The organism is Pantoea sp. SGAir0430 (genome assembly GCF_043549295.1).
In genome coordinates this window covers 447,479-474,231 of sequence record NZ_CP039427.1, presented here as the reverse complement: position 1 = coordinate 474,231, position 26,753 = coordinate 447,479, and the positions used below count along the sequence as shown (strand labels likewise).

General features: G+C 59.0%; 24 protein-coding genes, 1 tRNA gene and 1 riboswitch. Of the genes, 14 read left to right on the top strand and 11 right to left on the bottom strand.

The features are described from left to right. Positions 1-75: 75 nt before the first annotated feature. The 5 genes from mdtD to yegS all read left to right on the top strand — a co-directional run bounded on the left by mdtD (position 76) and on the right by yegS (position 6,220). Positions 76-1,482, top strand: coding sequence for a multidrug transporter subunit MdtD (gene mdtD / locus E7738_RS02315; protein WP_031280060.1), 1,407 nt, complete (start codon positions 76-78; stop codon positions 1,480-1,482). Continuing rightward, positions 1,479-2,864: an envelope stress sensor histidine kinase BaeS gene (baeS, locus tag E7738_RS02310; RefSeq protein ID WP_021509311.1), complete on the top strand. Its 1,386-nt coding sequence runs from the start codon at positions 1,479-1,481 to the stop codon at positions 2,862-2,864. Before mdtD ends, baeS begins: the two co-directional genes overlap by 4 nt. 9 nt (positions 2,865-2,873) lie before the next feature. Beyond that, positions 2,874-3,581 carry an envelope stress response regulator BaeR gene (baeR, locus tag E7738_RS02305; RefSeq protein ID WP_031280058.1) on the top strand — a complete coding sequence of 236 codons (708 nt, stop codon included), beginning with the start codon at positions 2,874-2,876 and terminating at the stop codon, positions 3,579-3,581. A gap of 139 nt (positions 3,582-3,720) precedes the next feature. Next, positions 3,721-5,091, top strand: a complete 1,371-nt coding sequence (gene yegQ / locus E7738_RS02300) for a prephenate-dependent tRNA uridine(34) hydroxylase TrhP (RefSeq protein WP_021509309.1) — start codon at positions 3,721-3,723, stop codon at positions 5,089-5,091. 229 nt (positions 5,092-5,320) lie between these two features. Beyond that, positions 5,321-6,220, top strand: coding sequence for a lipid kinase YegS (gene yegS, locus E7738_RS02295; RefSeq protein WP_021509308.1), 900 nt, complete (start codon positions 5,321-5,323; stop codon positions 6,218-6,220). Between the two features lie 132 nt (positions 6,221-6,352). Here yegS and E7738_RS02290 read toward each other — a convergent pair whose 3' ends face one another. Beyond that, a complete protein-coding gene (locus tag E7738_RS02290) occupies positions 6,353-7,474 on the bottom strand; it encodes a Gfo/Idh/MocA family protein (RefSeq protein ID WP_021509307.1) in 1,122 nt (373 codons plus the stop codon). Positions 7,475-7,782: 308 nt separating this feature from the next. Here E7738_RS02290 and E7738_RS02285 point away from each other — a divergent pair. Then, positions 7,783-7,858: transfer RNA gene (locus E7738_RS02285), tRNA-Asn, on the top strand. Between the two features lie 55 nt (positions 7,859-7,913). On the opposite strand, the gene E7738_RS02280 is transcribed toward E7738_RS02285, so the two are convergent. From E7738_RS02280 to E7738_RS02270, 3 genes are read right to left on the bottom strand one after another with little or no spacing between them, the layout of a single operon-like run. Beyond that, complete coding sequence (locus E7738_RS02280; protein WP_021509306.1) at positions 7,914-8,687, bottom strand: molybdopterin-binding protein; 774 nt, start codon at positions 8,685-8,687, stop codon at positions 7,914-7,916. Beyond that, positions 8,684-9,514, bottom strand: coding sequence for a cytochrome b/b6 domain-containing protein (locus tag E7738_RS02275; protein WP_031280057.1), 831 nt, complete (start codon positions 9,512-9,514; stop codon positions 8,684-8,686). Before E7738_RS02275 ends, E7738_RS02280 begins: the two co-directional genes overlap by 4 nt. A 41-nt stretch (positions 9,515-9,555) precedes the next feature. Next, positions 9,556-10,191 (bottom strand): hypothetical protein, encoded by a 636-nt coding sequence (locus E7738_RS02270; protein ID WP_021509304.1) that lies wholly within the window; start codon positions 10,189-10,191, stop codon positions 9,556-9,558. Between the two features lie 230 nt (positions 10,192-10,421). Here E7738_RS02270 and E7738_RS02265 point away from each other — a divergent pair, with 230 nt between their 5' ends. From E7738_RS02265 to E7738_RS02245, 5 genes are all read left to right on the top strand, one after another. Further along, the gene (locus E7738_RS02265) at positions 10,422-10,967 is read left to right on the top strand and encodes a chorismate mutase (protein WP_021509303.1); all 546 of its coding nucleotides are present in this window, start codon (positions 10,422-10,424) and stop codon (positions 10,965-10,967) included. Positions 10,968-11,264: 297 nt separating this feature from the next. Beyond that, positions 11,265-12,275 carry a Zn-dependent oxidoreductase gene (locus E7738_RS02260; RefSeq protein WP_136545888.1) on the top strand — a complete coding sequence of 337 codons (1,011 nt, stop codon included), beginning with the start codon at positions 11,265-11,267 and terminating at the stop codon, positions 12,273-12,275. 151 nt (positions 12,276-12,426) lie between these two features. Beyond that, on the top strand, positions 12,427-13,710 hold the full coding sequence (locus tag E7738_RS02255; RefSeq protein WP_282954591.1) for an MFS transporter: 1,284 nt from the start codon (positions 12,427-12,429) through the stop codon (positions 13,708-13,710). Positions 13,711-13,762: 52 nt separating this feature from the next. Next, the gene (locus E7738_RS02250; protein ID WP_282954592.1) at positions 13,763-15,223 is read left to right on the top strand and encodes a mannitol dehydrogenase family protein; all 1,461 of its coding nucleotides are present in this window, start codon (positions 13,763-13,765) and stop codon (positions 15,221-15,223) included. 99 nt (positions 15,224-15,322) lie between these two features. Then, positions 15,323-16,009: a GntR family transcriptional regulator gene (locus E7738_RS02245; RefSeq protein WP_021509299.1), complete on the top strand. Its 687-nt coding sequence runs from the start codon at positions 15,323-15,325 to the stop codon at positions 16,007-16,009. A 218-nt stretch (positions 16,010-16,227) separates the two neighbouring features. On the opposite strand, the gene fbaB is transcribed toward E7738_RS02245, so the two are convergent. From fbaB to thiM, 3 genes are all read right to left on the bottom strand, one after another. Then, the gene (fbaB, locus tag E7738_RS02240) at positions 16,228-17,280 is read right to left on the bottom strand and encodes a class I fructose-bisphosphate aldolase (protein ID WP_058757271.1); all 1,053 of its coding nucleotides are present in this window, start codon (positions 17,278-17,280) and stop codon (positions 16,228-16,230) included. A 146-nt stretch (positions 17,281-17,426) separates the two neighbouring features. Further along, on the bottom strand, positions 17,427-18,227 hold the full coding sequence (thiD, locus tag E7738_RS02235) for a bifunctional hydroxymethylpyrimidine kinase/phosphomethylpyrimidine kinase (protein ID WP_394516052.1): 801 nt from the start codon (positions 18,225-18,227) through the stop codon (positions 17,427-17,429). Next, positions 18,224-19,009, bottom strand: coding sequence for a hydroxyethylthiazole kinase (thiM, locus tag E7738_RS02230; RefSeq protein WP_159378519.1), 786 nt, complete (start codon positions 19,007-19,009; stop codon positions 18,224-18,226). Before thiM ends, thiD begins: the two co-directional genes overlap by 4 nt. A gap of 33 nt (positions 19,010-19,042) precedes the next feature. Further along, a riboswitch (TPP riboswitch) is annotated at positions 19,043-19,139 on the bottom strand. Positions 19,140-19,484: 345 nt separating this feature from the next. On the opposite strand from thiM, the gene E7738_RS02225 reads away from it, so the two are divergent. Continuing rightward, positions 19,485-19,682, top strand: a complete 198-nt coding sequence (locus E7738_RS02225) for a hypothetical protein (protein WP_021509295.1) — start codon at positions 19,485-19,487, stop codon at positions 19,680-19,682. 52 nt (positions 19,683-19,734) lie between these two features. Here the strand turns inward: E7738_RS02225 and ahpF are convergent, their stop codons facing one another. After that, a complete protein-coding gene (gene ahpF, locus E7738_RS02220) occupies positions 19,735-21,303 on the bottom strand; it encodes an alkyl hydroperoxide reductase subunit F (protein WP_104188488.1) in 1,569 nt (522 codons plus the stop codon). 70 nt (positions 21,304-21,373) lie between these two features. Next, positions 21,374-21,937 (bottom strand): alkyl hydroperoxide reductase subunit C, encoded by a 564-nt coding sequence (gene ahpC / locus E7738_RS02215; RefSeq protein ID WP_010617942.1) that lies wholly within the window; start codon positions 21,935-21,937, stop codon positions 21,374-21,376. A 290-nt stretch (positions 21,938-22,227) separates the two neighbouring features. Here ahpC and E7738_RS02210 point away from each other — a divergent pair, with 290 nt between their 5' ends. Continuing rightward, positions 22,228-22,671: a GNAT family N-acetyltransferase gene (locus tag E7738_RS02210; protein WP_058757267.1), complete on the top strand. Its 444-nt coding sequence runs from the start codon at positions 22,228-22,230 to the stop codon at positions 22,669-22,671. Positions 22,672-22,674: 3 nt separating this feature from the next. Here E7738_RS02210 and apbC read toward each other — a convergent pair whose 3' ends face one another. Further along, positions 22,675-23,787 (bottom strand): iron-sulfur cluster carrier protein ApbC, encoded by a 1,113-nt coding sequence (gene apbC, locus E7738_RS02205; RefSeq protein WP_394516051.1) that lies wholly within the window; start codon positions 23,785-23,787, stop codon positions 22,675-22,677. A gap of 162 nt (positions 23,788-23,949) precedes the next feature. On the opposite strand from apbC, the gene metG reads away from it, so the two are divergent. Beyond that, on the top strand, positions 23,950-25,983 hold the full coding sequence (metG, locus tag E7738_RS02200) for a methionine--tRNA ligase (RefSeq protein ID WP_031280054.1): 2,034 nt from the start codon (positions 23,950-23,952) through the stop codon (positions 25,981-25,983). A 345-nt stretch (positions 25,984-26,328) separates the two neighbouring features. On the opposite strand, the gene E7738_RS02195 is transcribed toward metG, so the two are convergent. Beyond that, positions 26,329-26,676 (bottom strand): endonuclease domain-containing protein, encoded by a 348-nt coding sequence (locus tag E7738_RS02195; protein ID WP_394516050.1) that lies wholly within the window; start codon positions 26,674-26,676, stop codon positions 26,329-26,331. Positions 26,677-26,753 lie beyond the last annotated feature (77 nt).

Here is a 26,753-nt window from a genome sequence, read left to right as displayed (position 1 = left end):
CGGCGCAATTTAACGCGCGATAAATCGCGCCGCTACGCGACCTGCGGTTGATGAAACTGTTAACACGGGATGACCATGAACGCACAAACCGCCACTGTCCGCTGGCAACTGTGGATTGTGGCCTTCGGCTTTTTTATGCAGACGCTGGATACCACGATTGTGAACACCGCGATACCGGCGATGGCCCACGATCTCAACGTCAGCCCGCTGCATATGCACTCGGTGATTGTCTCCTACGTGCTCACCGTGGCGGTTACGCTACCGCTCAGCGGCTGGCTGGCGGACCGCTTTGGCGTGCGCAACATCTTCTTCTGCGCCATCGTGCTGTTTAGCCTCGGTTCGCTGCTGTGTGCCTTCGCCACGTCACTTGACCAGCTGGTGATGGCGCGCGTGGTCCAGGGGATCGGCGGCGCGATGATGGTGCCGGTAGGCCGGCTGACGGTGATGAAAATCGTGCCGCGTGAGCAGTACATGTCGGCCATGACCTTTGTCACCCTGCCCGGCCAGATTGGCCCGCTGCTCGGCCCGGCGCTGGGCGGCATTCTGGTGGAGTATGCCAGCTGGCACTGGATCTTCCTGATCAACATTCCGGTCGGCATCATCGGTGCCATTGCCACGCTGCTGCTGATGCCGAACTACACCATGCAGACGCGACGCTTTGACTTCCTTGGTTTTGTGCTGCTGGCGGTGGGCATGGCTACGCTGACGCTGGCGCTCGACGGCCAGCGCAGCGCCGGCGGCTCACCGCTGCTGCTGTGCCTGCTGATTCTGCTGGGGGTGTTTTCCCTGCTGTTCTACCTGATGCACGGCCGCAACAACGATAACGCGCTGTTTAGCCTGAAGCTGTTTGATAACCGCATTTACGCCATCGGCCTGCTCGGCAGCTTCACCGGCCGCATCGGCAGCGGCATGCTGCCGTTCATGACGCCGATTTTTCTGCAGGTGGGTCTCGGCTTTAGCCCGTTCCACGCCGGGCTGATGATGATCCCGATGGTGCTGGGCAACATGGGCATCAAACGTGTGGTGGTGCGCATCGTGAACCTGTTTGGCTATCGTAACGCGCTGGTGGGCGGCACGCTGGCGCTGGCGCTGGTGGTGCTGCTGTTTCCCGTGGTGGCGCTGCTCGGCTGGATCTGGCTGCTGCCCGTGGTGCTGCTGTTGCAGGGCATGGTCAATGCCATCCGCTTTTCGTCCATGAATACCCTGACGCTGAAAGAGCTGCCGGACGAGCTGGCCTCGAGCGGCAACAGCCTGCTGTCGATGATCATGCAGCTGTCGATGAGTATCGGCGTCACCGTGGCCGGTCTGCTGCTCGGCGCTTTCGGCCATGGCGCGGTGAGCGACAGCGCCGCGACCCATCAAACCTTTATGTACACCTATTTGTGCATGGCGCTGGTGATTGCGCTGCCGGCACTGGTGTTCTGGCGCGTACCCGCCGATGTGAGTAAAAACGTGGACCTGAGAGGCAGGAGAAAAGGATGAAGCAGCCGGTAAAACTCGGCATCAGCGCCAAACTGTTCATGGCGATTTTTTCCACCTGCATGCTGGTGATCATCACCATGCACTGGGGCGTGCGCCTCAGCTTTGAGCATGGCTTTGTCGATTACATCAAAAAGGGCAACGAGCAGCGCCTGACGCTGCTGAGCGATGCGCTGGCCGATCAATACGAACAGCACGGTAGCTGGGATTTTTTGCGTAACAACGACCGGCTGATTTTCACCATTCTGCGCTCGCTGGAACAGAACCCCGGCAGCGGCACGCAGCTGCCGCCGCACGGCTGGCGCACCCAGTTCTGGATTATCGATCAGCAGTACAAAATACTGTCCGGCCCGCGCTCGCCGGTGCCGCCGGAAGGCTCGCGCCGCAATATCACCACCAGCAACGGCAAGATTGTTGGCTGGGTGATTGCGTCGCCCGCCGAGCGACTGACGCGCAGCACCGATATCAACTTTGACCATCAGCAGCGCCAGACCAGCTGGCTGATTGTCGGCCTCACCACGCTGCTGGCCGCGCTGGTCACCTGGCTGCTGGCGCGCGGTCTGCTGGCGCCGGTGAAACGGCTGGTGGACGGCACCCATCAGCTGGCGGCGGGCAAATTTACCACCCGGGTAGAGGTCGGCAGCAGCGACGAAATTGGTCAGCTGGCACGCGACTTCAACCAGCTGGCGCGCTCGCTGGAGAAAAATGAGAGCAACCGGCGCGCCTTTATGGCCGATATTTCCCATGAGCTGCGTACGCCGCTGGCGATTTTGCGCGGTGAGCTGGAGGCGATGCAGGATGGCGTACGCAAGCTGACGCCCGACGCCATCAGTTCGCTGCAGAGTGAAGTCGCGCTGCTGACCCAACTGGTGGAAGACCTGCACCAGCTGTCGCTCTCCGACGCGGGCGCCCTCGCCTACCGCAAACAGCCGGTGGATCTGGTCAGTCTGCTGGAGGTGGTGGCGGGCAGTTTTGGCGAACGCTATCGCAGCCGGGGGTTGACGCTCAGCCTGATGTTGCCGGCGCAGGCCAGCAGCTTTGGCGATCCGGACCGGCTGATGCAGCTGTTTACTAACCTGCTGGAAAACAGCCTGCGCTACACCGATGCCGGCGGCACGGTGCAGCTCAGTATGCAGCTCAGCGGCGAGCAGTGGCAGCTGCAGTTTGCCGACAGCGCACCGGGCGTCGAGCGCCAGCAGCAGGCACAGCTGTTTGAGCGCTTCTTCCGCGCCGAAAGCTCGCGCAATCGCGCCAGCGGCGGCTCCGGGCTCGGTCTGGCGATCTGCAAGAATATTGTTGAGGCGCATGACGGCAGCATTAATGCGGCCGACTCTGATTTAGGTGGGCTGAAAATCACGCTAAACTTGCCGTATGTTCCTTACTAGACACCCTTTATGAGCACGGAAAATAGCGATCCCCTGATTCTTGTTGTGGAAGACGAACCCAAACTGGCGCAGCTGATGATTGATTATCTGCAGGCGTCAAACTACCGCACGCATCACCTCGCCGATGGCAACGCGGTACTGAGTTATGTGCAACAAACGCCGCCAGACCTGATGCTGCTGGATTTGATGCTGCCGGGCCGTGACGGCCTGACGCTGTGTCGGGAAATCCGCCGCTTCTCTGAACTGCCGATTATCATGGTGACCGCACGCACGGAAGAGATCGATCGCCTGCTCGGGCTGGAGATTGGCGCTGACGACTATATCTGCAAACCCTTCAGCCCGCGTGAAGTGGTGGCACGGGTGAAAACCATTCTGCGCCGGGTGAAACGTTCGCCAGAAGAGGCGCAGCTGGCCTCGCATCTGCTGATCGACGAAGGGCGTTTTCAGGCCAGCTGGCGCGAACAGCCGCTGGAGCTGACGCCCGCCGAGTTCCGCCTGCTGAAAACGCTGGCGCTGGAGCCGGGCAAAGTGTTCTCGCGCGAGCAACTGCTGAACCATCTGTATGACGACTATCGCGTGGTCACCGATCGCACCATCGACAGCCACATCAAGAACCTGCGGCGCAAGCTGGAGAACCTTGATGCCGAACAGCCGTTTATTCGCGCCGTGTACGGCATGGGATATCGCTGGGAAGCGGATGTTGGCCGCCTGCTGTAACCGCTTAGATTGATCCAGGTCAATTTACATCGGGAGTCGCCCTGCCTACAATTCCCCACCTTTTGCAGGGCCGCCTGACGCGGCCGCTGCACGTGCCATCCGTGATGGCATGCTGACCTGACATCAGTGAGAACTTCCCATGCTTAAACCCGAACTGCTTTCGCCGGCAGGCACGCTGAAAAATATGCGTTACGCCTTTGCCTACGGCGCCGATGCGGTGTATGCCGGCCAGCCGCGCTACAGCCTGCGCGTGCGCAATAACGAATTCACCCATGAAAACCTCGCCAAAGGCATCAGCGAGGCGCACGCGCTCGGCAAGAAGTTTTACGTTGTGGTGAACATTGCCCCGCACAACGCCAAGCTGAAAACCTTTATCCGCGATCTGACGCCGGTTATCGAGATGCAGCCGGATGCGCTGATCATGTCCGATCCCGGCCTGATCATGCTGGTGCGCGAAGCCTTCCCGCAGATGCCGATTCACCTGTCGGTGCAGGCTAACGCGGTGAACTGGGCCACGGTGAAGTTCTGGCAGCAGATGGGGCTGACGCGCGTGATTCTGTCGCGCGAGCTGTCGCTGGAGGAGATCGCCGAAATTCGCCAGCAGGTGCCGGAGATGGAGATTGAAATCTTTGTCCACGGCGCGCTGTGCATGGCCTACTCCGGCCGCTGCCTGCTCTCTGGCTATCTGAATAAGCGCGATCCCAATCAGGGCACCTGTACCAACGCCTGCCGCTGGGAATATAACGTGGCCGAAGGCCAGCAGGATGAGGTCGGCAACATTGTTGGCTTTCATCAGCCGGTTGCGGTGCAGCCCGCGACGCTCGGCGTCGGTCAGCCCACCGACCGGGTATTCCTGCTGGAAGAGAAGATGAAGCCAGGCGAGGTGATGAGCGCGTTCGAAGATGAGCACGGCACCTACATCATGAACTCGAAAGATCTGCGCGCGGTGGCGCACGTCGAACGCCTGAGCCAGATGGGCGTGCATTCGCTGAAAATTGAGGGCCGCACCAAATCGTTCTACTACTGCGCGCGTACCGCGCAGGTGTACCGCCGCGCAATCGACGACGCGGCCGCCGGCAAACCTTTCGATCCGGCACTGCTGGAGACGCTGGAAGGGCTGGCGCATCGCGGCTATACCGAAGGTTTTTTGCGTCGCCATACCCATGACAGCTATCAAAACTACGAGCAGGGTTTTTCCATTTCGGAGCGTCAGCAGTTTGTTGGTGAATTTACCGGTGAACGGCGCGGTACGTGGGCGCAGGTGGCGGTGAAGAACAAATTCATGCTGGGCGATAGCGTGGAGATCATGACGCCGGACGGCAATCTCAACTGCACGCTGCAGGCGATGCAGAATGACAAGGGTGCCGCGGTTGAGGTGGCGCCGGGTGATGGTCATCGCGTCTGGATCAGCGTGCCGGAGGGGGTCGATCTGGCCTATGCGCTGCTGCTGCGCAATTTTACCGACGGTAATAGCACTTACGATCCACACGGTAAAAATCGCACTAAATGAAAAGAAAACGGCGAAGTTAGAACAGGATCACAGACCGCCGCTTCGCCGCGCTTTAGAATCGCGCCTGCTGCTAACGAGTAACAACAAACAGCAGGTAGTACCAGGAACCACCTCATTCACCCGCCCGGCTCCCCCGTGCGGGTTTTCTTTTTTTCATCGTTCGCCGATAAAGTTCCCGCCGCAGCTATGCTATAACCACAGCTCTGTCTTACTCATCAGGGAAGCGATAATGCAAAATAAACCCCTCACTTTGCTGATTCTGAATGGAAAAGGCGCAGGCAATGAAGAGTTGCGTGCCGCCGTGAATACCCTGCGCGACGAAGGCTTTAACCTGGCGGTGCGCGTGACCTGGGAAAAAGGCGACGGTGACCGCTACGTGCAGGAAGCGCTGCAGCTGCAGGCGGAAACCGTGGTGGCTGGCGGCGGCGATGGCACCATCAATGAGATTGCCACCGCGCTGGCCGCCCTGCCGCCCGCGCAGCGGCCGGTGCTGGGGATTTTACCGCTTGGCACTGCCAACGATTTTGCTACCAGCGCCGGTATCCCGGCAGAAATGGAAGCGGCACTGCGGCTGGCGGTACTGGGCAAAGCCACGGCCATCGATCTGGCGCGGGTGAACGGCGACCGTTACTTCATCAACATGGCGACCGGCGGTTTTGGCACGCGCATCACCACCGAAACGCCGGAGAAACTGAAATCGGCGCTGGGCGGCGTCTCCTATTTTATTCATGGCCTGATGCGCGTTGATGCGCTGAAGCCGGACAGCTGCGAAATCAGCGGACCGGGCTTTCACTGGCAGGGTGACGCGCTGGTGATTGGCATTGGCAATGGCCGTCAGGCCGGTGGCGGGCAGCGGTTGTGCCCGGAAGCGCTGATCAACGACGGACAGCTCAATCTCAGCATCGTAACCGCCCAAGAGCTGCTGCCAACGCTGCTGCACTCGCTGACGCGCGACGATGAAAACCCGAACATTGTCGCGGCACAGCTGACGTCACTGACCATCCGTTCACCGCATGAGATGACCTTTAACCTCGACGGCGAGCCGCTGTCCGGCAGCGAGTTTGAGATTGAGGTGCAGCCCGGCGCGTTGAGCTGCCGCCTGCCGCCGCAGTGTCCGTTGCTGGCGTAATCTTTGGAAAATTTCTGCATTATCCCGGTGCGCATAAATGCGCACCCTGTGAGGATCGCCATCCCTGCACGCACAGTGTAGGGTCGCCATTGATGGCGACCGGTTACGTGCGTCTGCGGCTGACGCTCTGCATCACACCTTCATCCAGCGGCGCTCCACGGCGGAAATCGCCACCGCTTCCAGCACCTTCTGCACCTGCAGCCCTTCGGCAAAATCCGGCCACATGCGATCGCCGGCGGCGATGCCGTTAATCAGATCGCGAATCTCGACCGTTTTCTGATCGTTAAAACCGATGCCGTGGCCGGCCGAGACGCAGAAGCTGGCGTAATCCGGGTGCGCCGGACCGGTGAGAATGGTTTTAAAGCCCTGGCGACCGGCCGGATCGTCGTGCAGATACAGTTCCAGTTCAGCCATGCGCTCCTGCGTGTAGCGCAGCGTGCCTTTGGTGCCGGTCACCACATAAGTCAGCCCCATCTTGCTGCCGCAGGCGATACGCGAGGTTTCAATCACGCCGTGCGCGCCATTTTTAAAGCGCAGCAGCGCGCTGGCCTGATCTTCATTTTCCACCGGCAGCAGACGTGACGGCGCCTTCGGATCCGGTCGCTGTTTGATCACCGTCATCATGTCACCGCTCACCTCATCAATATCACCGACCAGATAGTGCGCCATGTTGACGATATGCGCCGCCAGATCGCCAAGCGCGCCGAGACCGGCCAGCGCTTTCTGGCAGTGCCAGTCGAGCGGCGTCTCCGCGCGCGCCAGATAATCTTCGTTATGGGTGCCGTAAAAGTGCACCACCTCGCCGATCTCACCGCACGCAATAATCTCCCGTGCTAGCTGACTGGTGGGGTTTTTCATGTAGTTGAAGCCTACCAGGGTTTTCACCCCCGCCTGCTCTGCCGCCTGCACCATCTCTTCGGCATCGGCCACCGAGAGCGACAGCGGCTTTTCGGAGTAAACGTGCTTGCCGTGGCGAATCGCCTCCAGCGCCATCTCTTTGTGCAGGAAATTGGGCGCGCAGATATCGACCACGTCGATGTGCGGATCGCGCACCAGCTCGCGCCAGTCGCCCGTCGAACGGGCAAAGCCAAACGTCGCCGCCTGCTGCGCCGCCAGCGCCGGATTCACCTCTGCCAGCATCTCGCGCACAATCTCGCCCTTCAGGGCGAACACCGTGGGTGCCTGCGCATAGGCAATCGCGTGACAACGCCCAATATATCCACTGCCAATCATACCGATTCTGACTTTGTTCATGCTGCACCTGCGGTTCACGGGGATGAGTTTCCCGGAATATATGTTTCGTTTTGGGCGGCGACAACGGCGAAATGAAATATCTGTGATCATACATGCGAGGTATCTGACAGAAGCGACAAATCAGAATGTAATTTTGCATAGCATTGGTGACATCTCTCACAATCAGGCGCAGTGCTGGCGCTAATTCGCGCCATCGCGCGGGCCCGCGTCGGGCAATTGACGCTTTATTCAGCAGTCAGAAAAAATTGTGAAAAAGAGCTTTGACAAGCCACAGCCTGCCCGATAATATGCGCCCCGTTCCAAACGATTCCTCTGTAGTTCAGTCGGTAGAACGGCGGACTGTTAATCCGTATGTCACTGGTTCGAGTCCAGTCAGAGGAGCCAGATTTAGAAAAGCCTGCTTTTAAAGCAGGCTTTTTGCTTTTCGGCGTTCTGAACTTCAGATCCCGCCATACCACTCGTAACCGCGATCTTCCCAGTAGCCGCCGCGTCCGCCCCACAGCTGGGCAAACGAATCCACCACTTTAATTTCCATCAGATACTTGGCGTGCTTGTAACCGAGCTGGCGCTCGACCCGGAGACGCAGCGGCGCGCCGTGCGCCACCGGTAACGGCTGGTCGTTCATGCGGTAAGCCAGCAGCGTTTGCGGATGCCACGCATCCTGCAGATCGATGCTTTCATAGTAGCGTCCGCTGCCGTCCAGCGTCTGCTCCAGCTCATCGGCACACAGGAACACCACGTAGCGGGCACCTGGCCGCAGGCGCGCTGCATCCAGCACCAGTCCGAGCGGTACGCCCTGCCATTTGCCAATCGCGCTCCAGCCCTCCACGCAGTCGTGACGGGTGATTTGTGTGCGACTGGGAAAACGCTGCAGATCGCTGAGCGATAAACTCAGCGGCTGTTGCACCAGCCCGGTGACGCGCAGCCGCCAGTCGGCAAACCCGTTCGCCAGCAAACGCGCATACTCGTCGGAGTCGGGCATTTGCGTGCCGTTGGCGCGGAACAGCGGTGAAATATCGGCCTCGCTGAACTCCGGTGCCAGCCGCTGGCCGCCCAGCAGGCGCTGGCTGGCACGCGTCAGCCGCTCGGTCTGATTGAGCCAGCCGCTGACCGTGTCGTTTTGCGTCAGTTGATCGCAACCGCTCAGCAGCGCCGCGCCGGCGCCGGACAGCGCGCCCAGCAGCAGGCGGCGACGCGACAGCTCGATTTTCATGATGGGGTATCCTCTTTGTCGATCGCGTAACGGCCGGTGATCATCGAACGCAGGTTATTGAACACGCCTGATACCAGCACCATCACCACATGCACCAGCACAAACAGCACCAGCAGCGTGGCGGTGATAAAGTGCACCGTGCGCGCCGTGGGACGGCCGCCAAACAGATCGGGTAAAAACGGCAGTGCCGCATCCAGCGCTGGCGACAGGGTTAATCCACTGAGCAGCATCAGCGGCAGCAGTATGAAGATCACCAGCAGATAGCTGAGTTTCTGCAACGCGTTATAGCGCCGCGCCGCTTCACCGCGGGCGAAGCGCAGCCGGGCGTGGTCGCAAATCTCCTGCCACAAATGACGCGCGCCCAGTTGCTGACGGTCGGGCAACAGATCGCGGCGGAAATGCCGATGCCAGAAACCGTGCAGCAGATAAATCACGCCGTTGAACAGCAGCAGCCAGGCAAAAAAGAAGTGCCAGTGGCGACCGGCTCCCAAATCCTGCCACGACGGCAGCGTCATCCAGCCGGGGAACGCGCGCGCTGTGAGCGTGCCCTCCAGCTTCGAGACACCGAGCACGCCGGTGGTATTCAGTTGCAGCGAGCCGAGCCGGACAAATCCCTGCTGCTGACGATTGCCGATTTCAAACACCGGCTGCTCATGGTCCGCGCCATACAGGCCGACATACAGACGCGGATGTGCATTAAAGATTTGCAGTCCGCTCATCAGCAGTACGGCAAAACACAGGGCGTTGACCCAGTGCGTCACGCGCACCAGCAGCGAATGACGACGGATTAGGGTTTTACTGCGGGAAGGTGAAGGCTGTTGCATCATCAAGCCCCTTACCAGCCAGGCGAGGCCTGGCTGGAGCCGGATTACATCGGCGGCACTACGCCGTTTTTGCCGACAATGATATTGCCTGCGGTGAGCTTACCGTCGGCGCCCTTCTCGGCCGGAACAAACACCGTGGTGCCGGGTTTCAGGTCATCCGGGGTGGCCGCCGCCAGCGTCACCACCGGCGTACCGGCCGGAATGGCAATTTTTTTCTGATGGCCGTGATAGCTCACCGTCACTTCGCTGTTATCCACCGAGGTGACGCTATTGGCGACCGTGGCGTTGGTCATTGAGCTGCCCGGCTTCAGATCCCAGCTGAAGTTGCCCTCGCCTGCGCCTTTCAGCTGCGCCGGGAAAATCAGCACTTCGAGCGCGCCATCTCCGCCGCCCGCTTTCGGCAGCGAGGCAATGCCCACGTAATCGCCCTTTTTAATGTCGCTGATGCTGGCCTTCGCCACCGCAGACACCATCGCGCCTGGCTTCATGGCCACGCTGACCTCCGATCCTTCGCGTGACTTGATAGTGAGCTGCTGCCCGTTTACCGATTCAACAACGCCACGTACCTGCACTTTTTGCCCTGCCATCTCTGCCGCCATCGCCGGCGACAGCGTGGCGCCGGCCAGCAGTGAACCGGCAATCAGCAGTGAAAGGCGTTTGTGATGTGATAAGACCGTCATGGAGTGTTCCTTTTGATGATAAGCGCTGCCTCAGCGGCAGCCCTGTGCCAGAAATCATTCAACCCAAAGCGCAATAACATTGCGGCAAAAGGCGCTGGAAAACAAACCTACTAGTTGGTAGATTAAAAAACAAGATAATTTTTCACCCTGTACTTTGTCATGTCATTATTTTGTCTTAGCCTGAGCCTCGCGCAGATCCAGCGCCTGGGTTGAACATTGGGAGCATCAGTATGGAAATGCAGTTACGATCGGCCACGTTAGCGCTGCTGATTTGCAGCTGTTCCGCCGCCGCGGCAGAACTCAGCAGTCCTTCGCCGGGCCAGCTTATTAACACGCGCTTGTCTTACATGAAGGATGTGGCGGGTTATAAAGCGCAGCATCATCAGCCGATTGAAGATTTGGGTCAGGAGCGCAAGGTGCTGGACAAAGCCCTGGCGGAAGCGCGTCAGCTGGGCCTGGACGATGCCACGGTGCAGCCGTTTATTCAGGCACAGATGGATGTGGCGAAAGCGGTGCAGTATCGCTATCGCGCCGACTGGCTGGCAACGCCGGAGCCGCACTGGCAGCCGCGTCCGCTGGATGAGGTGCGCAAAAGCATTGGTCATTACAGCGACGCGATTCTGACGCAGCTTGCCGCGCAGTTGAAACAGGGCACGACGCTGCAGGCACCACAGAAGGCCGAATTTATGCGCGACATTCAGCAGCGTAATGTGTCACCGCAGGATAAAGAGTTATTGTGGCGCACGCTCAGCGCGGTGACGCTACGGCAGCCGTGATGTTACGCGGCGAGCGAGCCGTCGATCGCCGCAGGCCTGTCATTTTGCTGCGTTTATTCCGGTCGCCCTGAATGCCGACCCTGTAATCCGGGTAACGACTTTACAGGGTGCGCAGTGATGCGCACCGCAACGCCATTTTTAAACCTCTCTTTACAACTACCCCATCCGCTCTGTGATTGCGTTCACAACTCTGCAACAGCAACTTGTATGGTAGTATTATTGCGCGTATTTTTTCGTCATTACTGTCGCGTTATTACTGGTGTGCCGCGCCTTCAGGCCACCAGCCAGGAGTGAATGATGAAAAGTGTGGTGATTGAACAACCGGGCAAACTGCTGCTGGCCGAGCGCGCGCTGCCGCAGCCCGCCGCTGATGAAGTACGGGTAAAAGTGAAATTTGCCAGCATCTGTGGCTCTGACGTGCACATCTGGCACGGTCACAATCCATTTGCCCGCTATCCGCGCGTCATCGGCCATGAGTTCTTCGGCGTGATTGACGCGGTCGGACAGGACGTTGATGCCAGCCGGCTGGGCGAGCGCGTGGCGGTCGATCCGGTGGTGAGCTGCGGCCACTGCTATCCCTGCTCCGTTGGCCGTCCTAATGTCTGTCAGTCACTGCAGGTGATTGGCGTCCACCGCGACGGCGGCTTCAGTGAGTATGCGGTGGCACCAGCCAAAAATGCCCATCGCCTGCCGGCGAGCATTCCCGACCAACTCGCCAGCCTGGTTGAGCCCTTCACCATTGCCGCGAATATCACGGCGTTCCTCAAACCGCAGCCACAGGATGTGGCGCTGATTTACGGTGCCGGTCCGATGGGGCTGACCGCCATTCAGGTGCTGAAAGGCGTGTACGGCGTACAGCAGGTGCTGGTGGTGGACCGCCTGCCAGAGCGGCTGGCGCTGGCGCAGCAAAACGGTGCCGATCGCCTGTATAACAACAGCGAGATCCCACTGGCGGCGCAGCTGGAAGGCGTTCAGCCGACGCTGATTATTGACGCCGCCTGCCATCCGGCGATCCTCGCCGAAGCGGCGGCGCTGGCCTCGCCGGCGGCGCGCATCGGCCTGCTCGGGTTTTCTGCTGAGCCGTGCAGCCTGACGCAGCAGGCGTTGACCAGCAAAGAGCTGTCGCTGTTTACCTCGCGCCTGAACAGCAACCGCTTCCCGCAGGTGATTGCGTGGCTGGAACAGGGGCTGATCCAGCCGGAGAAACTGGTCACCCACTATTTCCCGCTGGCGCAGATCGAGCGCGCCATGACGCTGTTTGAACAAGACCCGCGCACCTGCTGCAAAGTGATCCTGCAAATGGATTGAGTGAGGCGCCACACCAGATGTCCCTGATGCCGGTGCGTACCCGCCGGCCACAACAATAATCCCCTGCATAAATCAGGCGCAGCGCCGCGGTCATCAAGGTCATCTCCCCGTGATGCTGCAGCCTGAAGAAGAACAGGGAAACGGAGTTTCTATGCTGAAGAATCTACGCTGGACCCTCGTACTGCTGCTGTTCCTGGTGTATATGATCAACTACCTCGATCGTATTGCCCTGTCGCTCACCGTGCCGCTGGTGGAAAAAGATCTGATGATCAATGCCGAGCAGTTCGGCCTGATCTTCGGCAGCTTCTTCTTCGGCTACGCGCTGTTCAACTTTATTGGCGGTTTAGCCACCGATAAATTTGGTCCGACAATTGTGCTCGGCACCGCCGTCGGCATGTGGTCGCTGTTCTGCGGTATGACCGCGCTGGCGACCGGTTTCTGGTCGATGATGATTCTGCGCGTTCTGTTTGGCATGGCGGAAGGTCCGATTTGCGCCTCGGCTAACAAAGCCATCAACGGCTGGTTCCCGAAAAAGCAGGCCGCCACCGCCATGGGCCTGCTGAGTGCCGGTTCCCCGCTCGGCGGCGCGGTCGCCGGGCCGATTGTCGGCTACCTGGCGCTCTCCTTCGGCTGGCGTCCGGCGTTTGTGGTGATCTGCCTGATTGGTCTGGTGTGGATGGCGCTGTGGTTCTTCTTCGCCGCCGACAATCCGGCGCGCAGTAAGCGCGTCTCAGCGCAGGAGCGCGCGCTGGTAGAGAAACTGAAAGCGGAAGAGCCGGCGGATATCATCGACGCGGACGGCAAAGCGCACGGCATGGGCTACTATCTGCGTCAGCCGATTATCCTCGTCACCGCCTTCGCCTTCTTCTGCTACAACTACATTCTGTTCTTCTTCCTGAGCTGGTTCCCGGCCTATCTGGTGCAGGCGCACGGGCTGGATATCAAAGCCATGAGCATCACTACCATGATCCCGTGGATTGTCGGCTTCGTTGGCCTGGCGCTGGGCGGCTGGATTTCCGATAAAATCTTTAATATCACCGGTAAGCTGCTGCTATCGCGCAAGATTGTGTTAGTAGTGTCGCTGCTGGCGGCAGCGATATGTGTGGCGCTGGCGGGCACCATCAAAGAGGTGAATTCGGCGGTGATCATGATGTCGGTCTCCATCTTCTTCCTCTACATCACCGGTGCCATTTACTGGGCGATTATTCAGGATGTGGTGCACAAGAGCCGCGTCGGCAGCATCAGCGGCTTTATCCACCTGATTGGCAGCCTGTCCGGCATTATCGGCCCGATCGTTACCGGCTTCATCGTGCAGCACACCGGCAAATTTGACAGCGCCTTTGTGCTGGCGGGTGTGGTGGCGGCCCTTGGTGCGCTGCTGGTGCTGTTTGTGATTCGCAGCCCGAAAGCCAGCGACAAACCGGTTTCCGTTTAATCGAATGACTCTGCCGGGGCGCCGCGCGCCCCGTTTGCCACAAGGATTATGCATGTTACAACCCGATCGCCTTCCCGCTGACGTACAGCGCCCCCGTTACGACCGCAGCCAGCTGAAAACCCGCATGGTGCACATCGGTTTTGGTGCCTTTCACCGCGCGCATCAGGCGCTGGCCACTGACCAACTGGCGCAGCACGGCAGCGACTGGGGCTACTGCGAAGTGAATCTCAACAGCGGCGCGCTGATCGCCGCTCTGCGCCAGCAGGATTTGCTGTACAGCGTGACCGAAATGGCCGACGACAGCCTGCACACGCGCATTGTTGGCGTAATTACCCAGGCGCTGCACGCGAAAAGTGACGGTATTGAGGCGGTGATTGAAGCGATGAGCCAGCCGGAAATCGCCATCGTGTCGATGACGGTCACGGAAAAAGGCTACTGTTCGCTGCCGTCGAGCGGCCAGCTCGACCTGACGCATCCGGACATCGTGCACGATGTGGCGCATCCTGACGCGCCGCGCTCGCTGCCCGGCGTGATCCTGGCGGCGATTGAACGCCGTCGCCAGCGCGATCTGCCGTCGTTTAGCGTGATGTCGTGTGACAACATGCCTGAGAACGGCCACGTTACGCGCAATGTGATTACCCAGCTGGCGCAGCGTCGCAGCCCGGCGCTGGCGGATTACATTCAGACCCACCTCACCTTTCCCTCAACCATGGTGGATCGCATCGTACCGGCGATGACCGATGAGGCTTTCGCGACGCTGGAAGCGCGGCTGGGCAGTCGCGATCCGGTGGCGGTGGAAGCCGAACCTTTTTTCCAGTGGGTGATTGAAGATAACTTCGTCAGCGGCCGCCCGGCGTGGGAACAGGCCGGTGCAGAGCTGGTGCGTGATGTGCTGCCGTACGAAGAGATGAAGCTGCGCATGCTCAACGGCAGCCACTCGTTCCTGGCTTATCTCGGCTACCTGGCCGGGTATCAGCACATCAGCGATTGCATGGCCAACGCCAATTTTCGTCAGGCGGCGCGCGCGCTGATGCTGCAGGATCAGGCACCCACGCTGCGCACGCAGGATGTTGATTTGGTCGCCTATGCCGACTCGCTGATCGCCCGTTACGAAAACCGGGCGATTAAACATCGCACTTATCAAATCGCCACCGACGGCACGCAGAAGCTGCCACAGCGCCTGCTGGATAGCGTGCGCTGGCATCTGCGTAACGGGACGGCCTGTGATTATCTGCTGCTGGGCGTGGCAGGCTGGATGCGCTATATCAGCGGCGTCGATGAGCAGGGCGCGGCGATTGAGATTCGCGATCCGCTCAGCGCGCAGCTGGCCAGCATTGTTGCCAATAGCGAGGATGGCCCGCAGCGCGTTGAGGCCTTACTGCGCCTGCAGGCGGTGTTCGGCGACGACTTACGTTATCACACGGTGTTTGTTACGCGGCTTACTGAGCTGTATCAGCAGCTGCGGCTTACCGGTGCACGCGCCACGGTGCAGGCGCTGGTCACAGAAGGCTAAGCCGCCTGCACAAATGTGTAGCGCAGACGCAGCGTGCTGATTAGACTGACGCTTTCTCATCGGGCTGGCGGCGGCCAGCCGTAATACGGATATTGCTGCATGTCGATTGCCTATACCATAACCACCAGCGAACCGGTAAATCAGCAAATTTATCGCTATCTGCGGAAGGATATCGTGACCTGCGTGATCCATCCGGGCTCGTTGCTGTCGGAGAAAGAAGTGTCGGCGCGCTTCAACGTGTCGCGGCAGCCGGTGCGGGAAGCCTTTATCAAACTGGCGGAAGCCGGCCTGGTGCAGGTTCTGCCGCAGCGCGGCACCTTCGTGCGCAAAATCTCCGCCCAGCGCGTCGCCGACGGCCGTTTCATCCGTGAAGCGGTGGAGATCGCCGTGGTTCGTCGCGCCGCGCTGGAGATCGCTGCCACCGGACTGATGGCGCTGGAACACAATCTGCAGCTGCAGCGTCTGGCAGCGGAACGCCACGACAGCCAGGCGTTTCTGGCGCTCGACGATGAGTTTCACCGGTTGATTGCCGAAGGCATTGACTGCCTGCTGGCGTGGGAGACGGTGGAGAACATTAAAGCGACGATGGACCGCGTGCGCTTTCTGACGCTGAGCGAAGTGTCGCCGCCGGAGAGCCTGATTCAGCAGCACGAAGAGATTTTTGCCGCGCTGAAAGCGCAAGATGCCGATGCGGCGGAGAAGGCGATGCGGCGACATCTGCAGGAGATGATTCTGACCATCACGCCGATTGCCGAGCGCAACAGCGAATGGTTTGAAGGGCCGTAGTGTTTTGGGGTGCTTTGAGCTTGAGGTGTGGTGCGGTGCGATACGGTGCGGTGTGATGCCCTCACCCCGGCCCTCTCCCACCGGGAGAGGGAGCTGTTCCAGTAAGCTGTCAGAGAATTAACGCATTAAAAAACCGCACAAAACAGTCCCCTCTCCCGCTCGCGGGAGAGGGTTAGGGTGAGGGTAAGGGTGAAGGTGAAAAAACGCCCCTCACACCATCAGGCAATCGTCACATCCTTCGCCAGATACACATCCTGCACCGCATTAATCAGCGCCACGCCCTCTTTCAGCGACTTCTTAAACGCCTTGCGCCCGAGAATCAGCCCCATGCCGCCGGCGCGTTTATTGATCACCGCCGTACGCACCGACTCCGCCACATCGGTCGCACCGGCTGAAGCACCGCCGGAGTTAATCAGCCCGGCGCGGCCCATGTAGCAGTTGGCCAGCTGGTAGCGCACCAGATCGATCGGATTCTCACTGGTCAGCTTGCTGTACACGCGTTCATCGGTGTGGCCAAACTTCACCGCGTTATAGCCGCCGTTATTCTCCGCCATTTTCTGCTTCACAATGTCGGCACCAATGGTGGCCGCCAGGTGGTTAGCCTGACCGGTTAAATCGGCGCTGGCGTGATAATCCACCCCATCCTTCTTGAAATCGTTGTTGCGCAGATAAGCCCACAGCACCGTCACCATGCCCAGCTCGTGCGCGCGCTCGAAGGCCGCTGCAATTTCCTCGATCTGCCGGCGTGACTGCTCAGAACCAAAATAGATGGTGGCGCCGACCGCAACCGCGCCCATGTTGAACGCCTGCTCGACGCTGGCGTAGAGCGTCTGGTCATACTGCGTGGGATAGCTCAGGGTTTCGTTATGGTTCAGCTTGACCATAAACGGGATGCGGTGCGCGTAGCGACGTGACACGGAGGCCAGCACGCCATAGGTTGATGCCACACAGTTACAGCCGGCTTCAATCGCCAGCTCGACGATATTCTTCGGGTCGAAATAGGCCGGATTGGCAGCGAACGAGGCGCCAGCAGAGTGTTCCACGCCCTGATCCACCGGCAGAATCGACAGATAGCCGGTACCCGCCAGACGGCCGGTGTTGTAGAGCGTCTGCATATTGCGCAGTACCGCAGGAGAACGATTGTTATCAATCATCACGCGATCGACATAATCCGCGCCCGGCAAATAAAGGCTGTCCGCTGGAATGGTCATGCAGCGATGTTGAAGAAGCGTATCCGCCTCTTTACCCAATAACTGTACGATGTCCGTCATGTTCGCTCCTGATAAATGGCTGGAAAAGAACCGGCACCTGCCGATTCGCCCCCACAGCCTGGACCGAAACGCGCCAGGCTGGCAAATTGCTGACTCCATTTTTCAGACGGATACGCAGTGAAAAAGCGGCAATCTGGCGTTACGCCCTACCACCACTGATGGAAATGATGCACCGGCCCAATGCCGTGGCCGACCTCCAGCGAATCGGCGTGTAGCAGCGCCTGCTGCAGCCAGGCCTTGGCCTCCGCTACGGTGCCCGCCCAGTCCGCATGGCGCGGTCGCAATGCCGCCAGCGCCGCCGACAGCGTACAGCCAGTGCCGTGCGTATGACGGGTGTTAACGCGCGGTGCGGTAAAGCGCTGGCGGCCGGCGTGGGTGATCAGCCAGTCCGGGCTTTCCGCATCGCTGAGATGACCGCCCTTCATCAGCACCGCTTCGCAGCCCAGTTCCAGCAGCGCATCGCCCTGCTGCAGCATACTCGCCTCGTCCTGCGCCATGCGGCAACCCAGCAGCGCCGCGGCTTCCGGCAGATTGGGCGTGATCAGCGATACCTGCGGCAGCAGCAGTTCACGAATGCTGGCTACCGCATCGTGCGACAGCAGCGCATCGCCGCTTTTGGCAATCATCACCGTATCCAGCACCACAAACGGCAGGCTGGCGCGTTTCAGCTTCTCTGCCACCACCTCAACGATCGCCGTCTCCGCCAGCATACCGATTTTGGCGGCGTCAATGCGCACGTCGTTCAGCACCGAGTCGAGTTGCGCCGCGACAAATGCCGGTTCGATGCGATACACCGACTGCACGCCGCGGGTGTTCTGTGCCACCAGCGCGGTAATCACGCTGGTGCCGTACGCGCCGAGCGCGGAAAACGCTTTCAGATCCGCCTGGATACCCGCGCCACCGCTGGGATCGGTGCCGGCAATGGTCAATGCATTGATGCGTTTCATGCCGCCACCTCCAGCGTCCACAGCGCATCGAGAAAAGCGGCGACGAAGCTGCCCGGCCCTGCCACGCTGCGCGCGGCCTGCTCTCCCGCCAGTGACATTACGCGGCAGGCCGCTGCCACGTGCTGGATGCGCTCGCCCGGCAGGCTGCTGCACGCCGCGACTACGGCGGATAGCGCACAACCGGTGCCGACCACGCGCGTCATTAGCGGGCTGCCGCCGGGTATTGCCAGCGTCTGGCGGCCATCGGTGACGTAATCGACTTCGCCGGTTACCGCGACGATAGTGGTGCAGCGTTGCGCCAGCTGCTGCGCAGCGTTCAGTGCGGCATCGGCCTGATGCGCGCTATCCACACCGCGTCCACCTGTGCCCTGGTGGGCTAAGGCGAGAATTTCTGAAGCGTTGCCGCGAATGGCCGCCGGTCGCAGGCTCAGCAGCTGCTGACAGAATTCCGTACGCAGGGTTAGCGCGCCTACCGCCACCGGATCGAGCGTCCACGGTGTGCCGGCCTGGTTAGCGGCCTGTACCGCCGCCAGCATCGCATCGCGGCGCTCACGGGTTAACGTACCGACGTTGATCAGCAGCGCATCGGCAAAACCGGCAAACTGCGCCGCTTCATCGCCATCAATCACCATCGCGGGCGAAGCCTGCAGTGCCAGCAGCACGTTGGCGGTAAAGGTTTGCACCACGTCGTTGGTCATACAGTGCACCAGCGGTGCCTGCTGCCGCAGCAGTTGCAGAGAGTGCGCGAGTTGCGCCGGGGAAAGAGGGTCAGGCTGTGTCATAAGGCTCCCAACCGGCAATCAGGAAGGCGAATGCGGTCAGGCATCTGACTTCCCTACGCTGGCATTATCCAGATCAGGTATTACGGGTATTTCTCAGCCTTCACAAAGAAGGGCACCCCGAGTCATGCACGTCCGTGTCAGACGTGCCTTCACAGCATAAAGGGTCAGCTTAAAGTTGTAAATCCTGCGGCGGGTGCGCTTTATTTGCCGGACAACGATGAGCAAAAATACGTGCGCCATCAATTTTCATGATTTTTTGATCATCAGGAAAATACAAACAAATCGATGGAGATCAATTTCCCCAAAATACCGAAAATTCATAAGGATAGTTAATTTAATCTGCCGGGGCAGTAGGCGGGAAATAAAGAGGAGAAAGCGCGCAACTTGATTAATATCAAACCGGCCGGCGGCGTAACACGGCCTAATTCCCTTCCGGATTTGAAGACCGCTGTTTCACCTTCACCCGGAATCGCTAATGACTTTATTCAGTTTTCTTCCGCACGCGCACCACTGGCACAATATCACCATTTCCCGTCAAGGCGCCGTTGCCCCCGGCGGCCGTTACCGGTACTCCACGTACCTCGAAGCCGAATGCAAACGCTGCGGCGAGCGCATCCATAAAATTTATTATCGCGATATCAGCGATGAACAGGCGCGTCGCTGGCTGGGATAAAAAAAAGCCCCGCAACACAGGTTGCAGGGCGCTTGCGTGGCTATCGCAAAACTTATTCAGCCGGTTTGGTGCGGATCAGGTAATCAAACGCGCTCAGTGACGCTTTGGCCCCTTCCCCGCTGGCAATGATGATCTGCTTGTACGGCACCGTGGTGCAGTCGCCGGCGGCAAATACGCCTTTCAGGCTGGTTTCGCCTTTGGCGTCGATCAGGATCTCGCCCATGCGGTTGCGCTCTACCGCGCCTTCCAGCCAGTTGGTGTTAGGCAGCAGACCAATCTGGACGAAGATACCGCTCAGCGCCAGTTCGTGGCTGGTCTGGTTATTGCGGTCGATGTAGGTCAGACCGGTAACTTTACTGCCGTCGCCTTTCACTTCGGTGGTCTGCGCGTTGAGGATCACATCGACGTTTTTCAGGCTGCGCAGTTTATCCTGCAGCACTTTATCGGCGCGCATTTCGCTGGCGAACTCCAGCAGCGTGACGTGCTCGACAATACCGGCCAGATCGATGGCCGCTTCAACGCCGGAGTTACCGCCGCCGATCACCGCCGTGCGTTTGCCTTTAAACAGCGGGCCGTCACAGTGCGGGCAGTAGGTTACACCTTTGGTGCGATACTGCTCTTCGCCCGGAACGCCCATGTTGCGCCAGCGTGCGCCGGTAGCAATGATGATGCTGCGTGATTTCAGCACTGCGCCGGAAGCGGTTTCGATGGCGTGCAGGCCACCCTCTTTGGCTGCCGGAATCAGCTTGATGGCGCTCTGGGTGTCGATCACGTCCACGTCATAGTCATCAACGTGCGCACGCAGGGAACCGGCGAGCTTGGCCCCTTCGGTTTTCGGCACGGAGATGTAGTTTTCAATGTCAACGGTGTCCAGCACCTGGCCGCCAAAGCGCTCGCCCATCAGGCCGGTACGGATGCCTTTACGCGCCGAGTAGATGGCCGCCGCAGCGCCCGCCGGGCCGCTGCCGACGATCAGCACTTCATAGGCATCACGCTTGTTCAGCTCTTCAGCCGCACGCTTATCCGCGTTGGTGTCTACCTTACCGACGATTTCTGCCAGGCTCATGCGACCCTGACCGAACTCTTTGCCGTTGAGGTAAACCGCCGGCACGCCCATGACGTTGCGTTCGGTGATCTCGTTCTGGAACATGCCACCGTCGATGGCGGTATGACGGATGCGTGGATTGAGCACCGCCATCAGGTTCAGCGCCTGTACCACGTCAGGACAGTTGTGGCACGACAGAGAATAATAGGTTTCGAAATGCAGGTCGCTGTCCAGCGCAACAACCTGATCCAGCAGGCTCTGCGCCTCTTTCGACGGATGTCCACCGGTCTGCAGCAGTGCCAGCACCAGTGAGGTAAATTCGTGGCCCATTGGCGAACCGGCAAAGCGCGGACCGCTGTGGCTGCCTGGGTTAGTAATCAGGAATGATGGCTTACGTACCGGTTGATCGTTCTCTTCACGGAAGCTGACTTTATCAGACAGACTCGCGATATCGGTCAGCAGAGTACGGATCTCTGCGGATTTTGCGCCATCGTCCAGTGTGGCAATCAACTCAACCGGTTTCGTTAGTTTCTCAAGGTAGGCCTTGAGCTGGATTTTTAAATTGGTGTCGAGCATAGTGAGTTCCTGTGAAGAAAATCGGGTGCCGCAGCACCCGATGGAAGAAAGATCAAAGGGCGTAGGTGACTTAGATTTTGCCAACCAGGTCCAGTGATGGAGCCAGCGTTGCGTCGCCTTCTTTCCATTTAGCCGGGCAAACTTCACCTGGGTGAGAAGCCACGTACTGAGCCGCTTTCACTTTACGCAGCAGGTCAGATGCGTCACGGCCGATGCCTTCTGCAGTGATTTCGATGGCCTGGATGATGCCTTCCGGGTCAACGATGAAGGTACCGCGGTCAGCCAGACCTTCTGCTTCACGCATGATTTCGAAGTTACGGGTCAGAGCACCGGTCGGGTCGCCGATCATCGCATACTGAATTTTCGCGATGGTGTCTGAAGAACCGTGCCAGGCTTTGTGGGTAAAGTGCGTGTCAGTTGAAACGGAGTAGATGTCTACGCCCAGTTTCTGGAACTCTTCGTAGTGGTCTGCCACGTCACCCAGTTCAGTCGGGCATACAAAGGTGAAGTCAGCCGGGTAGAAGAAGAAAACACTCCATTTACCTTCAACGTCTTTCTCGGTTACGTCGATGAATTCGCCATTTTTGAATGCAGCGTTTTTGAACGGTTTGATTTTGGTATTGATGATAGACATGGGTGACCTCCGTTAAAAAGATGTGATGCAGGCTACATAATTTTCGGGCCAACTTCTAATATGCAGACGTTATCAATCAGATAATCAAAAGCTATCAAAGTGCCGACGCCAGATTTGATGCGGCTTGCCGCGGCATTCTACACAGAAAAGCCGCAGAGTTAACAGGCTTTATCTTTGCGCACGGCAACTGCTATTTTTTTATAAACATTCAATCATCTTTGCTGCACGATTTTACTGCGTGCACAACGCCGCTACAAAACGTGCCCGCTTACTCGTTATGGAGTCTGGAAGTGAAAATTCGTCTTTTTGAAGAAGCCGACCGCCCTTTTCTACGCACGCTGTATCTCGCGGCGCGCCGTCATAACTGGACATGGCTGGCCGGCGACGACTGGCAGCTTGAAGATTTCGACGCGATTATTCCCGGTGAAACGGTACTGGTGGCGGAGATCGATGGCCACCGCGCAGGCTTTGCTGGCGTAATGGACAACGATAATTTTTTGCACAGTTTGTATGTTGATCCGGCCTTTCAGGGCCAGGGCGTCGGCAGTGCACTGCTGAACGCGGTGCAGCAGCGTTTTACCTCCACCGGCGCGCTGAAATGTCTGCTACAGAACGAAGCGGCGCTGCAGTTTTATCAGCAGCACGGCTGGCAGCGCGAAGCGCTGGGAGAGAGTGAACAGGGCCAGTACGTGTTGATGCACCTGCCGCTGGCGTCACGCACCAGCGGCAGCTAAGGCTTAAACCGCGCGGAAGGCGATGTCGCCCGGAATCACCTCACCCTGCCAGTAAAGCTGGGCGGCAACCCGGCCCGCAAGTTCACGATACAGCGCGGTGAATTCACTCTCCGGACGGCGAATCACGGTCGGTTCACCATCGTCGAGATCTTCGCGCAGATTAATGTGCAGCGGCAGCTGAGCCAGCAGGCGGGTGTGATAATCCTCAGCCAGCTTCTGCGCACCGCCAGTACCAAAAATCGGCTCGTGATGGCCGCATTCGCTGCAGATGTGCATGCTCATGTTTTCCACCACGCCCAGCACCGGCACGCTGACTTTTTCGAACATCACCATGCCCTTGCGCGCATCAATCAGCGCAATGTCCTGCGGCGTGGTCACCACCAGCGCGCCGGTCACCGGCACGTTCTGCGCCAGCGTCAGCTGAATGTCACCGGTGCCCGGCGGCATATCCAGAATCAGGTAATCGAGATCCGGCCACAGCGTTTCATTCAGCAGCTGCATCAGCGCCTTGCTGGCCATCGGTCCGCGCCACACCATGGCGTTATCGTCGGTCACCAGATAGCCGATAGAGTTGGTTGCCAGGCCGTGCGCCATGATCGGCGCCATGTGCGTGCCATCCGGCGAGGTGGGACGCTGCTTTTCGGTGCCGAGCATGTCCGGGATCGACGGACCGTAAATATCCGCATCAAGAATACCGACGCGCGCTCCTTCGGCCGCCAGCGCCAGCGCCATATTCACGGCAGTGCTGGATTTGCCCACGCCACCTTTACCGGAGCTGACGGCGACGATGTTTTTCACGCCGTTGACGCCCGGCTGATTTTTCACGCGTTTCAGGGTGGCGATGTCATGACGCAGCCGCCAGTCGATGGCGCGCGTGTTGGTCAGGCGCAGCAGTTCCGCGCTGGTCTGGGCTTTCAGCGCTTCAAACGCGCTGGCCCAGACAAATGGCATCACCAGTTCAATGTGCAGCTTGTCGTCGAGCAGCGCCACGTGGCGCAGCGCTTTGAGGGTAGTCAGATTGTGTTGCAACGTCGGATGCTCAAACTCGCTCAGCACGCCGATAACCACGGCGCGCAACGCTTCAGGTGAATGATGGTCCCGGGATTGTGCGGTCATCCCAACTCCTTATTTAGTCATGACGCCAGACGATGGCGGTGTGCCATCAATCATATCAGATAGGCGCTAAAAGTGACGTGGCCGAGCTGCTGTGTTTACGCCAGAGGGTGCTTCGGTTAACATCTAAGCCCGATTTTTTATTCACGGAATGCTACGCAAATTATGACTCAAGTCGCTAAAAAACTACTGGTAACGTGCGCCCTGCCGTACGCAAACGGCTCTATCCACTTAGGTCACATGCTTGAACACATTCAGGCTGACGTGTGGGTCCGTTACCAGCGAATGCGTGGCAATCAGGTGTTCTTCATCTGTGCGGACGACGCCCACGGCACGCCGATCATGCTGAAAGCCCAGCAGCTGGGTATCGCGCCGGAGCAGATGATTGCGGAAATGAAGCAGGAGCATGAGACCGATTTCGCGGGTTTCAACATCAGCTATGACAATTATCACTCCACGCACGGCGACGAAAACCGCCAGCTGTCTGAGCTGATTTACACGCGCCTGAAAGAGAACGGTTTCATTAAAAACCGCACCATTTCGCAGCTGTACGATCCGGAAAAAGGCATGTTCCTGCCTGACCGCTTCGTCAAAGGCACCTGTCCGAAATGTAAATCGCCCGATCAGTACGGCGATAACTGCGAAGTGTGCGGCGCGACTTACAGCCCGACCGAGCTGATTGAGCCGAAATCGGTGGTGTCAGGTGCGACGCCGGTGATGCGCGATTCTGAACACTTCTTCTTCGATCTGCCGTCCTTCAGCGCGATGCTGCAGGCGTGGACGCGCTCCGGCGCGCTGCAGGAGCAGGTGGCGAACAAGATGCAGGAATGGTTTGAAGCCGGTTTGCAACAGTGGGATATCTCCCGCGATGCGCCGTACTTCGGCTTCGAGATCCCTGGCGCGCCGGGCAAATACTTCTACGTCTGGCTGGATGCGCCAATCGGCTATATGGGGTCGTTCAAGAACCTGTGCGACAAACGCGGCGACATCGATTTCGACGAGTTCTGGAAGAAAGATTCCAGCACCGAGCTGTATCACTTCATCGGCAAAGACATCGTCTATTTCCACAGCCTGTTCTGGCCAGCGATGCTGGAAGGCAGCAATTTCCGCAAGCCAACCAACCTGTTTGTGCATGGTTATGTCACGGTGAACGGCGCGAAGATGTCGAAATCGCGCGGCACCTTCATCAAAGCCAGCACATGGCTGCAGCACCTTGATGCCGACAGCCTGCGTTACTATTACGCGGCCAAGCTCTCTTCGCGCATCGACGATATTGACCTTAATCTGGAAGATTTCGTCCAGCGCGTGAACGCTGACATCGTTAATAAAGTGGTGAACCTCGCCTCACGCAACGCCGGCTTTATCACCAAACGCTTCAACGGCCAGCTGGCAAGCGAACTGGCGGATCCGGCGCTGTATCAGACCTTTGTTGATGCGTCAGAGAAGATTGGTGAAGCCTGGGCCAGCCGCGAATACAACCGTGCGATCCGCGAGATCATGGCGCTGGCCGACCTGGCCAACCGCTACGTTGACGAGCAGGCACCGTGGGTGGTGGCGAAACAGGAAGGCCGCGATGCCGACCTGCAGGCGATTTGCTCTATGGGTATCAACCTGTTCCGCGTGCTGATGACCTGGCTGAAGCCGGTGCTGCCGTCGCTGAGCGAGCGCACTGAAGCCTTCCTGCAAAGCGAACTGAGCTGGGATGGCATTGCGCAGCCGCTGCTCAACCACAGCGTAGCGCCGTTTAAAGCGCTGTATGGTCGTATTGAGATGGCAAAAGTGGAGGCGCTGATTGCGGCTTCGAAAGAGGACGCAGCAGCGGCGAACCAGCCGGCGGCAAGCGGTCCGCTGGCCGATGCACCAATTGGCGAGACCATCACCATTGATGACTTCGCCAAAGTCGACATGCGCGTAGCGCTGATCGAGCAGGCTGAGCTGGTAGAAGGTTCCGATAAGCTACTGCGTCTGCAGCTGGATCTGGGTGGCGAGAAGCGCCAGATTTTCTCCGGCATTCGCGCCGCTTATCCGGATCCGTCGGTGCTGGTGGGCAAGATGACCATCATCGTCGCTAACCTGGCGCCGCGCAAAATGCGTTTTGGCGTGTCCGAAGGCATGGTGCTGTCTGCCGGCCCTGGCGGCAAAGATCTGTTTGTGCTGTCAGTGGATAGCGGTGCCCAGCCGGGTATGCCGGTGAAGTAAAGGTCAGTGCGCGCTGGCCCTCACCCTAACCCTCTCCCGCTTACGGGAGAGGGAACCGTTAAGTGCGGGGTTTGGGTTCAGAGCCAGTCCTGCACATAGCAAAACACCGCACAAGTCTACCTCCTCTCCCGCTTACGGGAGAGGGAACTGCTGAGTGCGGGGTTTGGGTTCAGAGCCAGGCCTGCACCTCGCTCGATTGTCTCCCTCATCCGCTTTTGCCAGTGGGGCCGAACAGCGCACGTCGTTACCCATGTATCAAACCTGCACATAGCAAAACCCCGCGCAAGACTACCCCCTCTCCCGCCTGCGGGAGAGGGCTGGGGTGAGGGGAAAACCGCACCGCGCTCATCGCGCCAGCATCAGACAGCGATAGATCTCCGCCATCACCGCCTCGAACTCATTAAACACCTGATGATTCCAGAAGCGAATTACGCGCCAGCCGCAGCGCTGTAAATATGCCGTGCGCCGGGCATCGTAAGCCTGATCTTCAGGCGCATTGTGCTGTCCACCATCCAGTTCCACGATCAGCGATTGCTCAACACAAGCAAAATCAACGATGTACCCTCCTATTGGATGCTGGCGGCGAAACTTCGCGCCACATACATTTCGGTTGCGTAAATAGCGCCATAGTTTTTGCTCCGCTTGCGGCATCGCCTTTCGCAGCGCGCGCTGCGGTTGCACGGTGTGGTTCATCGCTGCTCCTTCGCTCTGCCCACCAGCTTACGCCGCTTTGCGCATCTTCAAAGCAAAGGTGTTGAAATCCTGAATCT

Bases quoted from the DNA above. Each gene is read 5' to 3' on its own strand.
- ahpF (WP_104188488.1), bottom strand. From the start codon at position 21,303: ATGCTCGACACCAATTTAAAAATCCAGCTCAAGGCCTACCTTGAGAAA.
- thiD (WP_394516052.1), bottom strand. From the start codon at position 18,227: ATGAAACGCATCAATGCATTGACCATTGCCGGCACCGATCCCAGCGGT.
- baeS (WP_021509311.1), top strand. From the start codon at position 1,479: ATGAAGCAGCCGGTAAAACTCGGCATCAGCGCCAAACTGTTCATGGCG.
- E7738_RS02225 (WP_021509295.1), top strand. From the start codon at position 19,485: ATGACTTTATTCAGTTTTCTTCCGCACGCGCACCACTGGCACAATATC.
- E7738_RS02270 (WP_021509304.1), bottom strand. From the start codon at position 10,191: ATGACGGTCTTATCACATCACAAACGCCTTTCACTGCTGATTGCCGGT.
- ahpC (WP_010617942.1), bottom strand. From the start codon at position 21,937: ATGTCTATCATCAATACCAAAATCAAACCGTTCAAAAACGCTGCATTC.
- E7738_RS02280 (WP_021509306.1), bottom strand. From the start codon at position 8,687: ATGAAAATCGAGCTGTCGCGTCGCCGCCTGCTGCTGGGCGCGCTGTCC.
- fbaB (WP_058757271.1), bottom strand. From the start codon at position 17,280: ATGACGGACATCGTACAGTTATTGGGTAAAGAGGCGGATACGCTTCTT.
- E7738_RS02250 (WP_282954592.1), top strand. From the start codon at position 13,763: ATGTTACAACCCGATCGCCTTCCCGCTGACGTACAGCGCCCCCGTTAC.
- E7738_RS02275 (WP_031280057.1), bottom strand. From the start codon at position 9,514: ATGATGCAACAGCCTTCACCTTCCCGCAGTAAAACCCTAATCCGTCGT.
- thiM (WP_159378519.1), bottom strand. From the start codon at position 19,009: ATGACACAGCCTGACCCTCTTTCCCCGGCGCAACTCGCGCACTCTCTG.
- E7738_RS02265 (WP_021509303.1), top strand. From the start codon at position 10,422: ATGGAAATGCAGTTACGATCGGCCACGTTAGCGCTGCTGATTTGCAGC.
- E7738_RS02260 (WP_136545888.1), top strand. From the start codon at position 11,265: ATGAAAAGTGTGGTGATTGAACAACCGGGCAAACTGCTGCTGGCCGAG.
- metG (WP_031280054.1), top strand. From the start codon at position 23,950: ATGACTCAAGTCGCTAAAAAACTACTGGTAACGTGCGCCCTGCCGTAC.
- E7738_RS02255 (WP_282954591.1), top strand. From the start codon at position 12,427: ATGCTGAAGAATCTACGCTGGACCCTCGTACTGCTGCTGTTCCTGGTG.
- E7738_RS02195 (WP_394516050.1), bottom strand. From the start codon at position 26,676: ATGAACCACACCGTGCAACCGCAGCGCGCGCTGCGAAAGGCGATGCCG.
- yegQ (WP_021509309.1), top strand. From the start codon at position 3,721: ATGCTTAAACCCGAACTGCTTTCGCCGGCAGGCACGCTGAAAAATATG.
- E7738_RS02245 (WP_021509299.1), top strand. From the start codon at position 15,323: ATGTCGATTGCCTATACCATAACCACCAGCGAACCGGTAAATCAGCAA.
- mdtD (WP_031280060.1), top strand. From the start codon at position 76: ATGAACGCACAAACCGCCACTGTCCGCTGGCAACTGTGGATTGTGGCC.
- apbC (WP_394516051.1), bottom strand. From the start codon at position 23,787: ATGACCGCACAATCCCGGGACCATCATTCACCTGAAGCGTTGCGCGCC.
- baeR (WP_031280058.1), top strand. From the start codon at position 2,874: ATGAGCACGGAAAATAGCGATCCCCTGATTCTTGTTGTGGAAGACGAA.
- yegS (WP_021509308.1), top strand. From the start codon at position 5,321: ATGCAAAATAAACCCCTCACTTTGCTGATTCTGAATGGAAAAGGCGCA.
- E7738_RS02290 (WP_021509307.1), bottom strand. From the start codon at position 7,474: ATGAACAAAGTCAGAATCGGTATGATTGGCAGTGGATATATTGGGCGT.